The sequence below is a fragment of the Bacillus sp. ISL-7 genome (genome assembly GCF_018613065.1).
This window is the reverse complement of sequence record NZ_JAGGQW010000050.1, coordinates 1-17,609: the sequence shown is the minus strand read 5'-3', so window position 1 is coordinate 17,609 and position 17,609 is coordinate 1. Positions and strand designations below refer to the sequence as shown.

The following is a 17,609-nucleotide window of genomic DNA, read 5'->3' as shown; positions in this document are numbered from 1 at the left end:
TTAGGAGAGATCGAAAATGCGCTTATTAGTTGTGGAGGATAATCTTCCTTTATTGGAATCGATTGTTCAGCTTTTATCAGATGAGTTTGAAGTGGATCAAGCATCCAATGGTGAGGATGCCTTATTTTTAGCGATGCAAAACATCCATGATGTGATTGTACTAGATGTCATGATTCCAGAGATTGATGGGTTCGAAGTTTTACGAACGATTCGAAAGGAAGGATTAAAGATTCCTGTCTTATTCCTTACTGCAAGAGATTCCCTCGAAGATCGTGTCAAAGGCTTAGATAGCGGTGGAGATGATTATTTAGTTAAACCATTTCAAGCAGCAGAATTGAAAGCCAGAATCCGTGCCTTGTTAAGAAGAAGCGGCAGCTTAACTACCAATCAAACCATTCAATTTCGCGGCATTGAATTGTTAGGGAAGGAAAGAGATATTGTCGTCGATGGTGAGCAGTTGAAACTCACGGCAAAGCAATATGAGTTATTAGAATATCTGATTCAGAATAAAGGCGCAATCCTAACGAAAGAGCAAATCTATGACCGTGTATGGGGCTTTGATTCTGATACAACAATCGCTATAGTTGAGGTATTCATGCACCACCTCCGTAAAAAATTAGAACCGTCAGGCTATCATATCGATATTAAAACCATTCGTGGCGTAGGCTACATGTTGAACGAAGAATAGGGGCATCTCATGTTTCGGCAAACACTCATAAAGCTGACATTTTTAAATTCATTAGTCTTTATTGTACTAATCAGCGCACTCGGAAGCGTAATTTATTTTTACACGGAGAATAAATTATATAGGGATGTAAACCAATCGCTCTATGAATCGATTGAACATTTTCAAAAGCAGCCGGAGGGACCAGGTGAAATTCGTGAGGACGATGGGGGGCCTATTCCAAGATTTATCAGGAAAGATCCCCGGATATTGACCCTAATCTGGGATGAAAATAATCAGCACTTGTTGGAACAAAACCGTGATTCTGAGATTTTTCAAGATAATGAGAAGCTGATTCGCCCCAAAACATTAAATACCTTAAAGGATGTTGATGTAGAAGATTTTTCGTTTAGGTATATTGCCTTCGAAGTGGATCATCCTCAACTAGGAAAAATCACTGTCCAATTCATCCGTAATGTAAACTCTGAACAAAAATTACTCGAAAGACTCTTGTTGATAATGCTGGTTGGTATGGGAGTTGGAATCATTTGTGCAGTTGCTTCAGGTTATTTTTTAGCAGGAAAGGCACTTGTACCGATTAAAAAGGCTTGGCAAAAGCAGACAGAATTTGTTTCCGATGCTTCGCATGAGTTAAGAACCCCATTAGCCGTCATACAAGCAAAAACGGATTTACTATTTCGGTCTCCCGCTGCAACAATACAGGATAAAATTCTTGATGTATCAACGATTTCAAATGAATCCAGGCGACTTTCCAAATTAGTCACCAACTTATTGACACTGGCGAGATCGGACTCTAACCAAATTGAAGTGAAAAAGGAAACGTTCCATCTAAATGAACTTTTAAAAGAAATCCATCAACAATACGAAGAAATTGTTATGTATCAAGAAAAATCATTTCGGATAGAAGCAGCTGAACCTGTTACTTTTTTTGGTGATAAAGCCAGAATTCATCAACTAATCGTCATACTATTGGACAATGCGATGAAATATACAATGGAAGGAGGAGAGATCCTGCTAGCTTGCGGACATACTCATTCGTCTATTTTCCTTAAAGTAAAAGATAACGGAATTGGTATTCCTGAAATGGATATCCCTAAAATCTTTGACCGCTTCTATCAAAGCGATAAAGCTAGAACGGCTGCCGAGGGAACAGGATTGGGCCTTTCGATTGCCAAGTGGATTATTGAGAAACATCATGGAAAAACAAAGGTGCAAAGCACCCTTGGTAAAGGGACAACAATTGAAATTACTTTTCCAAAAACCCAAAAATATTGAATTTGCTTTTTTTCTAAACACAAAGCACACGACGAAGTTGTTGTGTGCTTTTGGAGATTCTTATTCAACAATAATTGTCCCTTTAAACATTTGCATCCCGCAGCTAAAGGTATATTCTCCGGACTTATCCGGAGTAAAGGTTAGTTTTGTTGTTCCAGTTTTTAGGTTGACATTGTTAATATTAAAATGAGGAATCATAAATGTGGATATACAATTACTACTATCCAATTGATTTTTAATTTCTAGTTCTACTGGTATACCCTTTTTAACTCGAATAACATTAGGTGTATACCCCTGTGTGGTTACTTCCATCTTTACAATTGGCTTGCTTTCCTTTGTCACATCAACTTCCGTTTTTGGAACCTTCTGACTAGATGCAGCTTGTTGAGTTCCTGTTTGTGTTGTTTGACTTTGACCCGGAATTTCGACCATATCACTGCTATACATAAATAAAAATAATGATACTATCACAACGCCTCCTGCGATAATCGCAAATGGTGAGAGCTCTTGTGTATCAAGGGATAATTTATTATTCGATTCCACGAAAATATACATGATCACGAATCCGATAATTAAAATATAAAAACCTAACAAGATTCCAAGTAAAATAGTAGGATTAATAAATTGAAGAAAGGCACCGAGAATAGCTCCAATGATCCCGCCCATTAAACCAGAAATTGATCCCATAAGGATGGCTAATATCCCAACGGGGTGTCCAGCTAAGAAACCTACGACGAAACCAATAATCATACTGACTCCGACTACTAGAAAAATCTCACCGGAAATGATGCCAATGATACTGCCGGTCAGTAAGCCTGTGATAACAGCAATGACCATACTAATCATAATCCCAGATGTATTGGCTAGCTTATTTTTATGACGGTAAACAGAATAAATGGAATATCCGGTACCGATGGCAACTACAATTGCCGAAATAATCGCAAAAATATTCATTTTATGTCTCCTCAGATGTGTATGATTTATTTATTAAATAATTTACAACATATGAGTATTATAAATGGAAATAACCCATTCAAATTTGTATTTTTAGTGATTAATATGAACGTTTTATGAATATTAATGAGGTTAAATTAGGATATGGAATAGTAGGAGATCGATTTTATTCTTTATTTTCTTTATCAAGGGTATTTTTAAAAATTCTTTTCATGGCCTCATTCTGCATCTTGAAATATTCAAGTAGAAATTCTTTTTCTTCTTCCTCTTGTTGGAGATCATCCTTTTCTTTTTCCAAGTAAGCCACCCCATTTTTTCTAATTACTAGCATTTTAACTGATTTATTTAGACGTTTAAAGTAAATTTGAAGGAAAATTGCTGGCATCAGCAATATATTCCATAAAAAAAATTGACTTTTTTTATAATGAAATATATAATTTTCAAAAATACTATTGAAACTGTGACGGGGATTAGTAAAGTGAAAAGGTCTTACCAAGAGAGGAAACCAATGGTGCGAGGTTTCTTAAGACGGTCATTTGAACCTGCCTCTGAGTTCTGTATCGGATACATATGAAGATACATGCGGATAATGTCCGTTATCATGGAAAGTGTATAAAGCTTTTTGCTTTATGAATTTAGGGTGGTACCGCCAGGCCTTGGTCCCTTTTTTGAGGATCAAGGCCTTTTTGTGTAGAAAAGCGGAAGCGACCGTTACTTATTTAAAAAAATTTAATGAGGTGTCAAACATGGCAAAAGATTTTGTAAAAGATGTAACTGCAATGGACGATGATTTCGCCCAGTGGTATACCGATGTGGTAACAAAAGCTGACTTAATTGATTATTCAAGTGTTCGTGGCTCGATGATTATTCGACCATATGGTTATGCTTTATGGGATAATATAAAAAATGAATTGGATCGCCGTATAAAAGAAACGGGGCATGAAAATGTTTATATGCCTTTGTTTATTCCTGAAAGCTTGCTGCAAAAAGAAAAAGATCATGTTGAAGGTTTTGCACCAGAAGTGGCCTGGGTCACACATGGCGGGTCTGAACCATTAGCAGAACGATTAGTTGTCCGTCCTACATCAGAAGTTCTTTTTTGCGAGCATTATAGTAACATCATCCATTCTTACAGAGATCTGCCAAAGCTTTATAACCAATGGGCAAACGTGGTCCGTTGGGAAAAAACAACCCGTCCATTCTTACGGACATTAGAGTTTTTATGGCAGGAAGGTCATACCGCGCATGCAACTGACGAAGAGGCCATGGAAGAAACCATTAAAATGCTAAATGTTTATGCCGCAGTTTGTGAAGAAATCCTTGCGATTCCAGTTGTAAAAGGACAAAAAACGGAAAAAGAAAAGTTTGCAGGTGCAAAGGCTACTTTTACGATAGAAAGCTTAATGCATGATGGAAAAGCATTACAGTCGGGTACATCTCACCACTTCGGCACAGGATTTGCTGAGGCATTTAACATTCAATATACAGACAAAGAAGGAAAGCTCCAATATGTGCATCAAACCTCTTGGGGCTTCACAACAAGGATTATCGGTGCCTTAATCATGGTGCACGGCGATGACCGCGGCCTTGTGATTCCTCCAAAAGCAGCGCCAACTCAAGTGATGATTGTGCCGATTGCTCAGCATAAAGAAGGCGTTCTTGATTTTGCCTATGAGTTAAAAGAGACTTTATCAAGTGTTGTACGTGTAGGGATCGATGCTAGTGATAAAAAGCCAGGCTGGAAGTTCAATGAGTATGAAATGAAAGGTATTCCAGTCCGTCTTGAGGTGGGACCTAAAGATATCGAAAACAAGCAAGTGGTCCTAGTAAGACGCGATACATTAGAGAAAGTGTTTGTTCCACTGGACCAATTAGAAACGAAGCTTGTTGAGTTATTAGATGAAATTCAAACAAATTTATATAATAAAGCACTTACTCATCGTGAAGAAAGAACCACTGTTGCTGTAACACTTGATGAGTTAAAGCAATCACTCGAAGCAAAACCAGGTTTTATCAAGGCCATGTGGTGCGGTGAATTAGCATGTGAGGAAAAAATTAAAGAAGATGCTGGGGCAACATCTAGATGTTTGCCATTCGAGCAAGAAAAAGTATCTGACAAATGTGTATGCTGTGGAAAAGAAGCCAATAAAATGGTTTATTGGGCAAAAGCATACTAAAAAAAGCAAACTTTCGGGCTCTTCCTTGTTGGGAAGGGTCTTTTTTATTATATATTGTGCTGCAACTGTGAAGGAAATTAAATTTATGAGCGAATTTTTCGATTGAATGGGCGAATTTCTTGGTTTTATGAGCGAATTTATTAGTTCAATGGGCGAATTTCAATGTATAATGAGCGAATTTGACTTTCGGCGTATCAGCGGTCTTTTCAATCAGCGAATATTCCCATTCTATCAGCGAATCGGCTCCTCCATATTTTTTTTTGAAAAAAGGAATGAACAATGATCGCAGCGAATTATTTATATTCAGAAGGAGGGCAAGATTATGAAACCAATACTACTAGACTTTCCAAATCAATTTTACACAGAAAGATTATTAATACGTATGCCTCTGCCCGGAGATGGTAAAGTGGTGTACCAAGCAATGCAGTCTTCGTTAAATGAAATCAAAGAATGGATGCCTTGGGCCCATCACGAGCAAACCGAGGAAGATGTAGAAGTAAATATGCGTGAAGCACATGCTAAGTTTTTAACCCGCGAGGATTTAAGGTTACATATCTTTAATAGGGAAACAGGAGAATTCATCGGTTCTTCTGGATTGCACAGGATCAACTGGAATATCCCAAAGGTTGAAATAGGTTACTGGATTGATACGCGCTATAGCGGGAAGGGGTATATAACGGAGGCGGCAGATGCGATAACGAAATTTGCCTTTACTGAACTCAATGCAAAACGGGTTGAAATTCGTTGTGACTCAAAAAATATCAAAAGTCGGGCCATTCCTGAACGATTAGGGTTTACCTTAGAAGGCATTTTTAGAAATGATGAAATGTCTGCAGATGGCCAAGATTTAAGAGATACGTGTGTATATGCAAAAACTAGTAATAGTTGAGATATTTGGCATTAGAAAAGAGTACTGAATTTCAGTACTCTTTTTTATTATGAAAAACCGATTAATTCTTTCACACTTGATATCAAATCTCGAAATTATTCAAGGAAATATCTTTTAAGATAGAATTTAGTAATCGCCAAATATTCGCGGGAATAGGATTTTACCACAGCAATCCATGGTGTTTCTGCGGGGAGTCCCTGCACCTGTAGACCATAATCACGGGCAATTGAGACTGCCCGGTAGAGATGAAAATTATTTGTAACGACAAGACCAATCTTGGCACCTTCGGGAATAAGCTTTTTCGAAAAATTAATATTTTCATATGTATCAGTTGATTGATCTTCTAAGATAATCCGAGTCTCATTAATTCCTTGATTCACAAGTTCTCTCCTGATGGATTCCGCTTCGGAAATATCTTCACCAGGTCCTTTTCCACCAGAAGCAATGACAAGAGTATCTTTGTTTTTCTTTAAATATTTCGCAGCTGTATTTATTCTACTCGCAAACGCCAAGGAAGGGACGGTTCCTTTAACCCTTGCCCCTAGAACAATCAAATAGTCTGCATTTTTAGGTACTTCTTTATGACTATATTGACTAATTTTAATTTGTAATATGCCAATGTAAATTAAACCTAAGGCCGCAAAAACTCCCAACAACAATAACACTCTTTTCTTATTTTTCATTATTCACAAACCCACGAAAGTCCAAGCGTTCCTACCCCAGTGTGTACACCTGCCACAGGAATCAGCATCATTAATTCGGTTTGGATATCAGGGAATGTTTCGTTGACTAATTGTTCAAGCAAGGCAGCTCTCTCGATATCATTAGCATGAACGATAGCAACTTTTCTAACATTCTTTGTTTCCAAGTCTGTTTGTAAATGATTAATCAACCATGAAATCGCTCTTTTTTCGGTGCGAACCTTATCTTTAATCTTTGCGCCACCGTCTTCAATCGCTAAAATCGGCTTTATATTAAATAATGAAGCTAGTATTGCTTGGCCGCCGGATACTCTGCCGCTTTTTTTGAGTTGGTCCAGATTTGAGGGAACTAAATATAAGCGTGTATTGTCGCGTAGTGCATTTAATTCTGCGACAACCTCACCACTCTCACATCCCTTTTCCACAAGTTCGATCCCTTTTTTTATTAAAAAAGAAAGAGGGTAGGAACCAGTCAGGGAGTCAATGGGAAATAGTTTAAAATCAGCCATTTCTGCTGCCATTACTGAAGTTTGAAACGTCCCTGATAAGAGACTGGAAGCATGAATGGCTATTCCGTAGTCATAGTCTTCCTTTAACCTTGTATAAAGTTCCACAAAATCACCCAGGGCAGGCTGGGAGGTTTGAAATTTCGAATCCTCATGTTTCATTCGCTCATAAAACTCTTTTTGTGTAATATCTATTGTTTCCTTGTAGGATTCTTGGTTAATTACAATGTTAAGTGGAACTACATGTATATTATTTTGCTCGATAAACTCTTTGCTTAGCGAAGCCGTTGTGTCAGTAATCCATACAATTTTTGCTGCATTCATGTTATTCCTCTTCCTCCAGTGAAATCTCTTATTTCTATTGATCTAATATTGATCATTACACATGTTAGTTTTATTCCATTTGTTTTTGATAACTAGATTCAACATTACAAGAAGGAATATTAACCAACAAGTTATATTTGTCATGTTAAAATATGAAAACTTTGTGAAGTTTTTAGGCGAGAAACACGAAAAGTTCCTAGTTCTAATTATTAAAAATAGTAGTCTGTGATTTAAATCACTTATTTCGTGCGTTAAATATCATATAATCACTATGGAAACAGTGAAATATATAGGGAGTGTTAATATGTTAGATCAAAAAACGATTGAAATAATCAAATCAACTGTACCTGTTTTAGAAAAACATGGGGAAAAAATTACAACTCGATTTTACCAATTGATGTTTGGCAACCATCCTGAATTATTAAATATATTTAATCATGCTAATCAAAAACAAGGCAGACAGCAAAAAGCATTGGCAGGAACGGTATATGCCGCAGCCATGTATATCGATAATCTGGAAGCTATTCTTCCAGTAGTGAAGCAAATTGCACAAAAACATAGAAGCCTTGGCATCTTGCCAGAACATTACCCGATTGTCGGCAAACATCTACTGCTAGCGATTAAGGATGTATTAGGTGATGCAGCAACAGACGAGATTATTGAGGCATGGGCCCAAGCGTATAATGTAATTGCAGATGTTTTTATCAGTGTAGAAGCAGAATTATATGATGAAACGGAAAATCAACATGGTGGTTGGAAGGGTTTCCGCAACTTTATTGTTGACCGTAAAGTAGTTGAGAGTGAAGTGATCACCTCGTTTTACTTAAAACCAGAAGACAACAAAGGAATTGCCGTTTTTACCCCTGGCCAGTATATTAGTATCAAGCTAGAAATGGCTGGTGAAAAGTACATACATATTCGTCAATACAGCCTTTCAGATGCTCCAGGTAAAGACTATTACCGAATCAGTGTTAAACGCGAAGCGGGAACTGCAAACCCAGACGGCATGGTATCTAATTACTTACACAATGGAGTGAGCCAAGGAGATATTTTAAAAGTAAGTGCTCCAGCGGGGGATTTTGTTCTTGATACTGAGAAAAATACTCCTGTTGTGTTACTAAGTGGCGGCGTTGGTTTAACACCAATGATGAGTATGTTAAAAACAGTCGTTGAAGTCCAGCCAGAACGTAGGGTAACATTTGTCCATGCAGCTGCGAATGGGAATGTACATGCACTAAGAGACGAAGTAGAAGAGGTATCAAAGCTTGAAAACGTACATTCCTATTTATTTTACGATTCACCAACAGAAGAGGATCGCAAGAATAACCGCTTTGATGTTGAAGGCTATGTAACCCGTGAGTGGCTGAAGGAAAATATTACAACCAAGGACGCCGATTTTTATTTCTGTGGACCTGTTCCATTTATGAAAGCTATTAATCGTTCATTAAAAGAATTAGGGGTAAATCAAGAAAGAATTCACTTTGAATTTTTTGGTCCTATGGGGAATTTAGAAGAATAACAGAGAAACAAGCCGAATTCTAATAGAAGTCGGCTTTATTTTTGTAGTGAACTTACGAACAGCCTTTTAAAAAATATATATTTGAATCTACAAGTCGATAACTATATTAGAGAAGTTTGGTTAAAATACCAATAAGAATGAATGCCATTTCAATGCCAAATATCCCTTTTAGGAAAGGAGCTAACATTATTGCATTTTTTAACGACGATCATGAACGAGTACGGGTATGTTGTTCTTTTTCTTTCCATTACTCTAGGTATTTTTGCACTTCCGATTCCAATGGAAGCAATGTTGGCATATGCAGGATTTTTATCCTTTATTGGAAAGCTTAATTGGTTTGGAAGTATACTCGCTTCTGCAGCTGGTTGTACACTAGGAATGTTGCTTTCCTATTGGGTAGGCTGTAAGCTTGGTATTCATTTTTTTGAAAAGCATGGGAAGCGGCTACATTTAGAGCCAGATCGTTTGAATTCAATTTCAAATTGGTTAAGAAAATATGGCAATAAAGTATTAATCATTGCCTTATTTATTCCAGTATTTAGGCATTTTATCGGTTATTTTTCAGGGATCACACATTTACCAATTAGAGTTTATACCTTGTATACAGGGCTTGGGTCAGCGATTTGGGTTTCTAGTTTTATCTCTTTAGGAAAAATACTTGGTCCTCAATGGGAAGTTTTTTTTGAGCTCATCAGGAAATATTTAAGTTTAACTAGCGTAGTTATTGTCATTTTAATTGTAATTATTTATGGGATTAGGAAATTAAGGAATGTAGTTATAGAAACAGGAACCAAATAGGAGAACAAATTAAGATCAAAGGAGTCCTCTCAACGGTTCCTTTGATTTTTATTTAGAGAAAATAGTTGTAGAAGTTAACAATTTTCGAACTTTATGTATTTTATACGATATATGGTCCTTGAAAGTTTGATTCATATCTCAACTATGATTAAATTAAATAGAGAAATGGCCAGAAAGGATGTTATTTAATGAATAAAAATGTCATTCGTTCGATCACGGGCATAGCTGTATTATTTTGCCTCCTCTGGCTGATCGGGCTTGGCTGGGCGGTAGGGGAATTTTATGCTGGGAAACCTGAAAAGGTTCCAGAAGCAAAAACCGTTTCCAAGGTGGAGAATAAAAAGGGGTTAACCATCGTGGCGTTAGGTGATTCGTTAACTCGAGGAACAGGCGATGAAACAGGAAAAGGATATGTGGGTGTCTTGATTGATGAAATCAAGGGAAAAACAAAGCGTCCGGTACAGTTGACCAATCTTGGCATCAATGGACAAAGATCTGGATCTCTTAGGAAGCAAGTACAGGAAACAGAAGTAGGGCGCCAAATTCAAAAGGCTGATATTGTCCTAGTGACGATTGGCGGAAACGACTTGTTCCGCGGGGGGCAAGGCTTAAGCGATTTTGAAACTAAAGATATTGCAGCGATTGAGAAGAAATACCTGGATAATTTGAAGTTTGTTTTTGAGCAAATACGTAAAAACAATACGAATGCCAATGTGTTTTTCATTGGTTTGTATAATCCATTTATTGAATTAGAGCAGGGAAAAGAGATGTCGAAAGTGGTCCGCCACTGGAATTACGATAGTGCAGAAGTCAGTGCCTCTTTTCCAAAAATCGTGTTTGTACCAACCTTCGACTTGTTTGAGTTAAAGGTGAATGACTACTTATATTCCGACAAGTTTCATCCAAACTCAAAAGGGTATCGTTTAATTGCCGAACGGGTAGCCTCATTGCTTACCTGGTAAGGAGAGGAATTCGATGGAGAAAAAAATTACACTATCTGTAAAAAATCTTAAAAAAGTAATTGGCAAAAAGGAAATTATCAAGGGATTGACTTTCGATTTACGGGAAGGAGAGGTATTTGGCTTCCTAGGCCCAAATGGAGCAGGGAAAACAACGACGATCCGCATGCTTGTTGGATTAATTAAACCCACATCCGGCAGCATTCACATTTGTGGCGCGAATATAGAAGAGAATTTTCAAGAGGCAATGACCAATCTTGGATGTATTGTCGAGAATCCGGAATTGTATCCCTATCTTTCCGGGTATAATAACCTCCTTCATTTTGCCAGAATGCTCGAAGGAATCGGAGAACAACGAATTAAAGAGGTTACTGAACTTGTTGGTTTAACAGAAAGAATTCATGATAAGGTAAAAACCTATTCCTTAGGGATGAGACAACGTCTTGGGATTGCTCAAGCCTTATTAGGGAGACCAAAAGTGCTGATTCTTGATGAGCCAACCAATGGATTGGATCCGGCAGGAATCCGTGAAATGAGACAATTTATCAGGTTTCTTGCAGAGGATGAAGGCTTAAGCGTCTTAGTTTCCAGTCATTTGCTAAGCGAAATTCAACTTTTGTGTGACCGTGTCGCGATTATTTCAAAAGGGACGATTATACGAACGGATACTGTCCATCATCTGCTGGCAAATCGCGAGAGAGTCGTTTGGCAGGTTCATCCTCTTGAGAAGGGTAAGGAAGTATTAAGTTCGTTAACCAAAATTGATGTAACAGAAGATGGTACCATACTGACAGAATTTAATGAACAAAAGATACCTCTATGGAATAAGCAGTTGGTCGAAGCAGGAATTGCTGTGACTGAAATGAATCGAAAAATGCCAGTCCTGGAAGATTTATTCCTCGAACTTACGGGGGGTGACACGATTGAATAAATTGATTCAAAATGAAATGATGAAACTGATTGCCAAGAAGCGGCTTATTGTTATTGCCATCATTATTGGCGTCCTTGTCATGTTATTTACATATGCACAATATAAACAAGTTCAAACACAACGAGAAAAATTGGGAACCAGTGACTGGCGAACAATTTTACAACAGCAAATTGTTGATACGACCAATCGTTTGAGCAGTAGTCGGATTACTGATGAATGGAAGAAACAACTGCAAATATCCCTGCAGCAGCAACAATATTATCTGGATCATGATATTAATCCTTCTGAGCCTGGTGCACCAACGTTTATGAGGATTTTCTTAGAAAACTCGATTGATCTCTTTATTCCATTAATGGTCATGGTCATTGCCAGTGATTTGGTTTCATCCGAGCACAGTTTAGGATCAATTAAACTGCTATTGACGAGGCCGGTCAAACGATGGAAGGTACTCTTAAGTAAATATTTGACGCTTTGCTTAGCCATTTCTTTAATTATTGCGATCGCAGGAATCCTTTCTTATTTGATTTCTGGGTTGGTGTTTGGATACAAAGGTTGGGGAGCACCCATTTTAACAGGATTTAATGTGACCGAAACAGGCTTAAATACTTCAGAAGTCAAACTTATGGGGCAATGGAAATTTTTATTAATGGACTTTGGACTGGTCTGGTTTGTCTCTATTGTCGTCGGTACCTTATCCTTTATGCTGTCGGTTTTGATTCGTAGTACGGCTGCCGGCATGGGTGTCATGCTTGCCTCCTTAATCTCAGGAGCTATATTAACGAACATGGTATCTTCCTGGGAATCTGCCAAGTACTTTTTTATGGTTAATTTACGGTTAACCGATTATATGAAAGGAACAGCACCTCCAATTGAAGGCATGGATCTTTCATTTTCCATCCAAATCCTCTTTGTGTGGTGGGCAGTTGCCTTATTCGTTTCATTTTTTGTTTTTACTAGAAGAGATGTTTATTAAGAAAAGCTCCAGCCCCTAGGCGCCAGAGCTAGAAAAAAAGGCAATTTCCGTATCATCGGGAATAGTCTTTTTATTTATACCTAATAACGAAAGTTCAAACTTGAAAGAATATTATAAAATTAATAAAATTATAGAGGATAATTGACAAATGGAGGAGTGTCTATGTCATTTGCAATAAAAAAGATCGATCATATTCAACTTGCTGGCCCAAAGGGCTGTGAAGAAACCGCGAGGGAGTTTTTCAATGGAATTCTGGGATTAAATGAAGTAGAAAAGCCAGCAGAATTAAAGAAACGCGGCGGGGTTTGGTTTGAATTCGGGACCTTTCAACTTCACATTGGGGTAGAGGAACCATTTTCGCCAGCTAAAAAAGCACATCCTGCATTAGTGGTAGAAAATATCGAGGAATTAAAAGGTCATCTACGTGAAAAGGGAGTTTTATATACAGAGGACGATCTACTTCCAGGAGCGAGCAGAATTCATTTACATGATCCGTTTGGCAATCGACTTGAATTATTAGAATGGCTCTAGAAATTACGTTTAGATATAAATACAGCCCCACTCCAGAATTTGGATTGGGGCTGAATGCCTTAAATTGGGGGATTGAAGGCATAATTTCATAGGGATGATTCTATTCAATTTCCAGCAGGGGGAGAAATAGAGCAAAGACTCTTCTTTTCTTGTGAAATATTTCACATATCTTCTCTTTTTTTAGAATACAATAATCCAAATAAAATCTCAAGTGTTTTATATCTAAATTTTTGTCAAAATGGTAAATTTTTTTTGACCAATTGGGAATGATAATTCCGTACCGTTAAAAAAAGGTTTATTTTACTAATTATATGAATCGGAAGGAGATCATTATGAAGTTTAAAATGATACTTTTATCATTAGGATTATTATTGTCTGTGCCTGGAATGGCTGGAGCAAACCAAACGGTGCCTGACACCAATAATGGGGGCCAAAGGGAAAAAGCACCTTGTGATTGTAAAGAGGGCAGAGAGCATCATATGATGCATAAAGATTGGCAAGCAAAGATGGCAGAAAGAGAGAAAATGATTCTTTCATGGGTAGACCAGTATACTCCGGATAAAAAAGGCGAGTGGACAACAGTCCTTGCGGAAAAGAAAACACTAAGTAACCAATGGATGAGTCCTGAAAATGCTGGAAAACGTGAGCAATGGAAAAAAGAAAAAATGGCGAAAATAGAAGAACTAAAAAAACAATTTGATGCAGGTAAGTTAACAAAAGAGGAATTTATAAAACAGGCACATGGCGGAAAAGAAATGTCACATTGGAGGACATTCCATGAATTAAGGAATGCCATTGAAAAGAAAGACAACAAACAGGCCGTGTTACTTCTAAATCAACTGTTAGATCACACAAAACAGCATAATCAAAAAATCAAAGAATTACTGAAAAAGTAATAAGCTTCTGTAGAAAAACTAATTCAAAGGGATTAGTTTTTTCTTTGATTAAACAGTTCAATCTTCAATTATTCAACCTCTTCATGATGACAAGATGTCAATAATTACTGCTGTTAAAATAACTTATTAAAGGGAATATTTAAGAATGATTAATTCCGAGGAGGTTTGAAATGAGAAGGAAAAATTTAATGATGACCACCGTTGCACTAGGTGCTGCATATTTACTTCGTAATCCAAAATCCAGGCAAAAATTAATGAATCAATTTCAAGCATTTACTAAAAAATAAATCCAAAAAAACATCCTCCTCAATCAGTTGATGGGGATGTTTTTTGGATGTTTTTAATGATGCAAGAAAATACCTATGATTGACGACAATAAGTTATAAAACTTATTTTTTTAAACTAATTGTTTCTTGTTTAGTCTCTTTGATTTCCTCTTTTATCTCTTCCTTTATTTCGTCAGCAATTCCATCAGTTGCTCTTTTAAATTCGCGAATTGATCTGCCGAAAGCACGGCCAATTTCAGGCAGCTTGTTTGGACCGAAGACAACTAAGGCTACGATTAAAATCAAAATTAACCCTGGTACACCAATATTAGAAAACATATTTTCATCTCCTAGTGATGAATGCTAGTTAAACCAGTGTTTATTATACCTTTTTATCCTTAATTATTCAAAATCTAAATGTAATTTGTAAAAAAAAAACCGGTGAACTCGCCACTAGCTTTTAATAGTCCTATCGGATTAAATCAGATTGAATGTAATGATACAGTAGTTTGGACGTGTTATCAATGGAAGATTCGTGTGTACGCTCGAATGCATGTGATGAATCGATGCCAGGTCCGATTAGACCATGGACAATATCATGACCAGAGCGGATCGCTGCTGAGGCATCTGAGCCATAAAAAGGATAGATATCTAATTTGTATTGGATATTGTTTTCTTCTGCTAGTCGAACTAAGTTTTTTCTCAACTCATAATGATAGGGTCCACTTGCATCCTTCACACAGATCGAAACAGTATACTCATCTGTCGATTGTCCGTCGCCCATTGCTCCCATATCGACCGCTAAATATTCCACCGTTTCAGGGGTGATATTTGAGTTTCCACCGTATCCGATTTCCTCATTATTAGAAATTAAGAAATGGGTTGTATAGGGTAAGGTAATATTTTCAGTCTTAATTTTCTTTATTAATTGCAGAAGAATGGCCACACTTGCTTTATCGTCCAAATGGCGGGATTTAATGTATCCGCTTGGTGTTACTTCTACACGTGGGTCAAAGGAAACAAAATCACCGACCTCAATTCCCAATGCACGAACTTCCTCAGCAGTATGTACTTTCTCATCAATTCTAATTTCGATATTTTCCTGGTTTCGCTCAGCTTTCCCAGCATCTTTATAAACATGGACTGATGTTTGGTGCATCAAAATGGTTCCAGAATATTTTTTGCTGCTGCTGGTTTCGATTTGGCAATATTCTCCTTCAATCGAGTTATATTTAAATCCGCCAATCAAGTCAATTTTCAATCGACCATTTGACTTTACTTCCTTTACCATCGCACCAAGAGTATCCACATGGGCCGTCAACATCCGATGTTTCCTAGAGTCTTTTCCCTCAATTGTGGCGATTAAACCGCCTTTACGGTTTCTATAGGATTTGATTTGTAAGTCAGCAAGGTAATTTTCAACAAAGGTAATCACTTCATTTGTGTTTCCTGATGGGCTTGGAATGGATACCAAGTCAGTAATTAATTTTAACGTTTCTTGTGGATTTATAGTAGACAAAGCAAATACCCCTTTCTGTTTTCTTTCACTAATATTATACAAAATTACGAAAATGATGTGTTTAGATACGATTATTATCAACTTTTCCTTGGGTGATGCATAGGTTAACAAGTATTAAATTTTTTTAAATAGGAATAAAAAATGACGGTATGGGCATGAATGGAACTATTCTAACTATTTAAAAAACTAATTGAATATATACCAATGGGAGGAGAAAAAGTTGACCAGAGCCGAATTATACCACTCTAAGCCGAAGCAATCATCCTTTAAGGGTCTATTTTTTTTCATTTTAGCTTGTATTGTATTAACCGCCGGTTTTTTTGTTTTTCGTTATTTCTATCAAAACACAATTCAAATTGAAGCACCAATTGAAACCCCGGGACCAAAGGTGGTTATTCATCTTCCAAACGGACAAAAGGTCTATACGTATGAGAATCTAATTTTTGAAAAGGATGGGAAAACCTATTATAAGTGTGAGCGCAACACGATTGATTTAACAGGGGGCACCGTTGACTTTGAAGAGTGGAAATAAGTAGAGGTCAAGAAAGACTAGCGGCAGCTAGTCTTTTTATTTAAACCATCCCTTTTTCTTAAACCAAACTGACATACCGATCGCTACGATAATCATCAGCCCAATGGTTGCGAAATATCCATATTTCCATGTTAACTCAGGCATATAATGAAAGTTCATCCCATATAGACCTGCAATAAAGGTGAGCGGCATGAAAATCGTGGTAATAACGGTAAGGACCTTCATTACATGATTTGTTTGATGGGAATTTATCGAAATATAACTATCCCTGATGTCCGTGGTAAGTTCACGGTTAGCCTCAATCATCTCTGTTAATTTTAATAAATGGTCATGAATATCAGAATAGTATTCCCTTTTCCTCTGTATGGAAGTCATTCGCTGAGAACTTAGGACCCTGTAAATTAGATCGCGCATCGGTGTAATGGTATGCCTCAAGGATAGGAGGTGGTGTCTAGTGTCAAATAAATCCTCGAGCAATGCCTCCATGGATCTTCCTTTAGAATTCTCGTCAATTTCATTTAACCGATCTTCAATTTGATAGACAAGTGGGAAATAATTATCAACCATTTTATCAAGTACAAGGTAAAAAACATGGGATGGATCCCACGTTTCTATGTTAGTCGACAAATTACAACGTTTCCATACTTCCTCAATTTCAGTTGAAAATTTATGATGAAAAGTAATTATATAGTTCTTGCTAAGAAAGAAATCAATTTCTTCCCGAGTAATCATCTGTTGATTTAGTGCTTGTGTAACTAAAAAAGTGTGATCTTCATAATAATCAAGCTTTGGTCGCTGTAAAGTATGGATACAATCCTCAATGGCTAGTGGGTGAAAGGAAAGAGGGGTTCTTAGGAATTCGATTTCTTCAGTGGTTGGCTGATGAAAATCAATCCAATACCATTTAAAATCTCCACTTATCAGTTCCTCAATTGAAAGGTCTGGTTTCAATTGGTTAGTTTGGGAAATCGCAATTGTTCTAATCATGTTAACTCCTTAGTTCGTTCGATTATCATTCCATAAAAAGATAATATGTATAACCTTATCATAACTTTTATTGTTCAATTTTCAAAATTATATAAGGCGTTTTCCTGTCTTTATTGTCCATTTATTAATTGAGGGATTTAAAGGAAAAAAGGAGGCATTCTATATTGAAGTGCCACCCGTCAAGTAG

19 protein-coding genes and 1 other annotated feature are annotated in these 17,609 nt (G+C 37.1%); of the genes, 12 read left to right on the top strand and 7 right to left on the bottom strand.

Annotation, left to right across the window (positions count from 1 at the left end):
- Positions 1–16 precede the first annotated feature (16 nt).
- Together J7E66_RS20605 and J7E66_RS20600 are read left to right on the top strand one after the other, a co-directional pair.
- Complete coding sequence (locus tag J7E66_RS20605; protein ID WP_215003277.1) at positions 17–688, top strand: response regulator transcription factor; 672 nt, start codon at positions 17–19, stop codon at positions 686–688.
- A 9-nt stretch (positions 689–697) separates the two neighbouring features.
- The gene (locus tag J7E66_RS20600; RefSeq protein ID WP_215003275.1) at positions 698–1,960 is read left to right on the top strand and encodes a sensor histidine kinase; all 1,263 of its coding nucleotides are present in this window, start codon (positions 698–700) and stop codon (positions 1,958–1,960) included.
- A gap of 60 nt (positions 1,961–2,020) precedes the next feature.
- Here J7E66_RS20600 and J7E66_RS20595 read toward each other — a convergent pair whose 3' ends face one another.
- Together J7E66_RS20595 and J7E66_RS32345 are read right to left on the bottom strand one after the other, a co-directional pair.
- Positions 2,021–2,914 (bottom strand): cupredoxin domain-containing protein, encoded by an 894-nt coding sequence (locus J7E66_RS20595; RefSeq protein WP_215003273.1) that lies wholly within the window; start codon positions 2,912–2,914, stop codon positions 2,021–2,023.
- Between the two features lie 166 nt (positions 2,915–3,080).
- Complete coding sequence (locus tag J7E66_RS32345; protein ID WP_285289238.1) at positions 3,081–3,212, bottom strand: hypothetical protein; 132 nt, start codon at positions 3,210–3,212, stop codon at positions 3,081–3,083.
- A gap of 153 nt (positions 3,213–3,365) precedes the next feature.
- Positions 3,366–3,582: a binding site (T-box leader), on the top strand.
- Positions 3,583–3,660: 78 nt separating this feature from the next.
- On the opposite strand from J7E66_RS32345, the gene proS reads away from it, so the two are divergent.
- On the top strand, positions 3,661–5,091 hold the full coding sequence (proS, locus tag J7E66_RS20590) for a proline--tRNA ligase (protein WP_215003271.1): 1,431 nt from the start codon (positions 3,661–3,663) through the stop codon (positions 5,089–5,091).
- 322 nt (positions 5,092–5,413) lie between these two features.
- Complete coding sequence (locus J7E66_RS20585) at positions 5,414–5,980, top strand: GNAT family N-acetyltransferase (RefSeq protein ID WP_215003269.1); 567 nt, start codon at positions 5,414–5,416, stop codon at positions 5,978–5,980.
- A 95-nt stretch (positions 5,981–6,075) separates the two neighbouring features.
- Here the strand turns inward: J7E66_RS20585 and J7E66_RS20580 are convergent, their stop codons facing one another.
- The gene (locus J7E66_RS20580) at positions 6,076–6,663 is read right to left on the bottom strand and encodes a YdcF family protein (RefSeq protein WP_215003267.1); all 588 of its coding nucleotides are present in this window, start codon (positions 6,661–6,663) and stop codon (positions 6,076–6,078) included.
- Positions 6,663–7,511 (bottom strand): DegV family protein, encoded by an 849-nt coding sequence (locus J7E66_RS20575; RefSeq protein WP_215003265.1) that lies wholly within the window; start codon positions 7,509–7,511, stop codon positions 6,663–6,665. Before J7E66_RS20575 ends, J7E66_RS20580 begins: the two co-directional genes overlap by 1 nt.
- 304 nt (positions 7,512–7,815) lie before the next feature.
- Here J7E66_RS20575 and hmpA point away from each other — a divergent pair, with 304 nt between their 5' ends.
- From hmpA to J7E66_RS20540, 7 genes are all read left to right on the top strand, one after another.
- Positions 7,816–9,030 carry an NO-inducible flavohemoprotein gene (hmpA, locus tag J7E66_RS20570; RefSeq protein ID WP_215003263.1) on the top strand — a complete coding sequence of 405 codons (1,215 nt, stop codon included), beginning with the start codon at positions 7,816–7,818 and terminating at the stop codon, positions 9,028–9,030.
- A 189-nt stretch (positions 9,031–9,219) separates the two neighbouring features.
- Entirely contained in the window at positions 9,220–9,828 is a 609-nt protein-coding gene (locus tag J7E66_RS20565; RefSeq protein ID WP_215003261.1) for a DedA family protein, read from the top strand.
- Between the two features lie 188 nt (positions 9,829–10,016).
- A complete protein-coding gene (locus J7E66_RS20560; protein ID WP_215003259.1) occupies positions 10,017–10,790 on the top strand; it encodes an SGNH/GDSL hydrolase family protein in 774 nt (257 codons plus the stop codon).
- Positions 10,791–10,803: 13 nt separating this feature from the next.
- Complete coding sequence (locus J7E66_RS20555) at positions 10,804–11,718, top strand: ABC transporter ATP-binding protein (protein WP_215003257.1); 915 nt, start codon at positions 10,804–10,806, stop codon at positions 11,716–11,718.
- A complete protein-coding gene (locus J7E66_RS20550; RefSeq protein WP_088086820.1) occupies positions 11,711–12,691 on the top strand; it encodes an ABC transporter permease in 981 nt (326 codons plus the stop codon). Before J7E66_RS20555 ends, J7E66_RS20550 begins: the two co-directional genes overlap by 8 nt.
- Before the next feature lie 162 nt (positions 12,692–12,853).
- Positions 12,854–13,222 carry a VOC family protein gene (locus tag J7E66_RS20545; RefSeq protein ID WP_215003255.1) on the top strand — a complete coding sequence of 123 codons (369 nt, stop codon included), beginning with the start codon at positions 12,854–12,856 and terminating at the stop codon, positions 13,220–13,222.
- 332 nt (positions 13,223–13,554) lie between these two features.
- The gene (locus J7E66_RS20540; RefSeq protein WP_215003254.1) at positions 13,555–14,118 is read left to right on the top strand and encodes a hypothetical protein; all 564 of its coding nucleotides are present in this window, start codon (positions 13,555–13,557) and stop codon (positions 14,116–14,118) included.
- 389 nt (positions 14,119–14,507) lie between these two features.
- Here the strand turns inward: J7E66_RS20540 and J7E66_RS20535 are convergent, their stop codons facing one another.
- Together J7E66_RS20535 and J7E66_RS20530 are read right to left on the bottom strand one after the other, a co-directional pair.
- Complete coding sequence (locus tag J7E66_RS20535) at positions 14,508–14,723, bottom strand: twin-arginine translocase TatA/TatE family subunit (RefSeq protein WP_215003252.1); 216 nt, start codon at positions 14,721–14,723, stop codon at positions 14,508–14,510.
- A 130-nt stretch (positions 14,724–14,853) separates the two neighbouring features.
- The gene (locus J7E66_RS20530; RefSeq protein ID WP_215003587.1) at positions 14,854–15,894 is read right to left on the bottom strand and encodes a M42 family metallopeptidase; all 1,041 of its coding nucleotides are present in this window, start codon (positions 15,892–15,894) and stop codon (positions 14,854–14,856) included.
- A 229-nt stretch (positions 15,895–16,123) separates the two neighbouring features.
- On the opposite strand from J7E66_RS20530, the gene J7E66_RS20525 reads away from it, so the two are divergent.
- Entirely contained in the window at positions 16,124–16,435 is a 312-nt protein-coding gene (locus tag J7E66_RS20525; protein ID WP_215003249.1) for a hypothetical protein, read from the top strand.
- A 36-nt stretch (positions 16,436–16,471) separates the two neighbouring features.
- Here the strand turns inward: J7E66_RS20525 and corA are convergent, their stop codons facing one another.
- A complete protein-coding gene (gene corA, locus J7E66_RS20520; protein WP_215003247.1) occupies positions 16,472–17,422 on the bottom strand; it encodes a magnesium/cobalt transporter CorA in 951 nt (316 codons plus the stop codon).
- Positions 17,423–17,609: the final 187 nt, after the last annotated feature.